We start from the raw sequence: 1,849 nt of genomic DNA, 5'->3' as shown, positions 1-1,849 counted from the left end.
TCTTGGGCCCAACACCGGCCTCGGCCACAACTCCGTCGTCTTCATGATCGAAAGCCAGGCGCGCTTTGCGCTCGCCTGCCTGAAATGGCTGTGGAGCGGCGCGGGCGCGGTGGAAGTGAAGAAGGACGTGCAGGACGCCTTCAACGCCGACATTCAGGAGCGCATGAAGGGCACGGTGTGGATGAGCGGCTGCAAGAGCTGGTACCTCAATCCCAACGGCACCAATTCCACCATCTGGCCCGACTTCACCGTGACCTATTGGTGGAAGACACACGCGGCGAAGAAGCGCGATTTCGAAACTGCGGGTATGCGCACCGCTGCGCCGGCGCGTTAAACCCGCTGCAACCGGCTTTGCCGTCGAGCATCCAATCGATTTTCCAGCCTGATCGACCGTAAATTCATGCAGCGATCAAGCCGGCGCCGTATTGAGATGAGGAAACGGTTTGGGGGGTACCGGTTTGTTCAGAAAGCTGCAAAGCTCGGACCAGCCTTCCCCGTCGGCGATATTGAGTTTGAGCAATCTCCCGGAATCTGAGCCGAAGAACCTCGTCACCCGCTCATCGAACGCGCGATATGCCTCAGAGACCTGGTCCGTGGCCGCATATAGCGCAAACTCAATTTCGCATTCCTGAAACGGTCGTGCCGCAAAGGATTTGCGGAATGAATTCATGTCGCCGGCCCAACTTACGCGCCGGTGATGACGCCAGAACGACCTTTCCCAATCGTCGATGCTCCGGACCGTAAGGACAAATTTCGACTCCGGATACAGATAAAATAGCTTCTCAAACTCCGGAGAAACGCAACAGTCGCAACACGCCCCGAACATATAAAAATCTGGACTCGATAGAACTTGATGCGTCAGTGGATTGGTCCAGTGAGCGGAATCCAGACCCAGTTCGGTCAGTGCCGCATGGAGCGATGTAGTGCCTGTCCGGGAAAGTCCGATGCCGAATACTTTCTGTTCAGCGAACACTTCTTCGCGTTGTCTGCCAAGTCGATTGCGTACGGCTTTCAGATACACAAACTTTTTGGATGAATTCAAGCCCTTTTCCAGCTCGTCGAACCTGCGAACGAATTCCAAATTTCGTTCCATTGCGAGAAGTAGGCCTAGTTCTAATTCATACAGTTGCAGCGCCTGCCTAGCGGGTATGCTCTCGAAGACTTTATGAAGCCGCTGAAGGAGTCCATTCCAAACCGTTCCGCGGGCGGCGCGCTCGATCAGCCGCGGCACGTGGATGAAACTGGTGATCAGGTCAGTTGGCGTTGCAAATTCCCATGTGATGCGATGAAAGAGTCGCCGGGCTTCCGGCCAAGCATGCAATTCGACAAGAAATCTCAATATGGCGGCCCGAATATTCTCATCCTCGATCGAACATTCGCGCACGATCCGGGCGGCCAATTGTCTTCGGGGAGTCTCACTATCGATGAGCTTGCGGCACGCATCGATCTCTGCGCGAATTTCCTGAATCTGGACGGGTAATGATGGCGCTGTATTTGTCGGCATGCTCGATGTTGTATCAGCCGACCGTGAGCTGAGGTACTCCGGGTTGGCCGAAAACCTTCGTTGATCGCCCGGAAGGCCTTGTTGCTGATCGTCGCCGGTTCGCCCTCGATCGCGCCTTGCGCCGCCAGCACGCGCACATAATCGGTCACGGCGCGGCGCGTCGTCTGCTATCGCATCTTGCGGAGCACGACGATCTTGCCCTCGGCGTCGATTCTTTCGTAGTCGCCGGAGGCGATCAGCCGCGCGATCGCCTTGGCCGGGCCGATCTTCTCGTCCTTGGCGTCGTCGAAGGCCACGATCCCGCCTGCGATCGCGTGCGGCGCCCAGGCCTCGACATCCGCCTGC

Annotated in this window: 1 protein-coding gene and 1 pseudogene; one reads left to right on the top strand and one right to left on the bottom strand. The window is 57.2% G+C overall.

The window, feature by feature from the left end; translation table 11 throughout:
- A pseudogene (locus tag VHB22_RS12350) lies at window positions 1-334 on the top strand (4-hydroxyacetophenone monooxygenase); the annotation flags it as partial.
- A 75-nt stretch (window positions 335-409) separates the two neighbouring features.
- On the opposite strand, the gene VHB22_RS12345 reads toward VHB22_RS12350, so the two are convergent.
- A complete protein-coding gene (locus VHB22_RS12345; protein ID WP_325457280.1) occupies window positions 410-1,504 on the bottom strand; it encodes a sulfotransferase in 1,095 nt (364 codons plus the stop codon).
- Between the last annotated feature and the right edge of the window lie 345 nt (window positions 1,505-1,849).

The sequence above is a fragment of the Hyphomicrobium sp. genome, from assembly GCF_035548195.1.
In the GTDB taxonomy this organism is placed as follows: domain Bacteria; phylum Pseudomonadota; class Alphaproteobacteria; order Rhizobiales; family Hyphomicrobiaceae; genus Hyphomicrobium_B.
This window is presented reverse-complemented; position numbering and strand designations above follow the sequence as displayed.

Coding starts and splice junctions, on each gene's coding strand:
- VHB22_RS12345 (WP_325457280.1), bottom strand. CDS start 1,504: ATGCCGACAAATACAGCGCCATCATTACCCGTCCAGATTCAGGAAATT.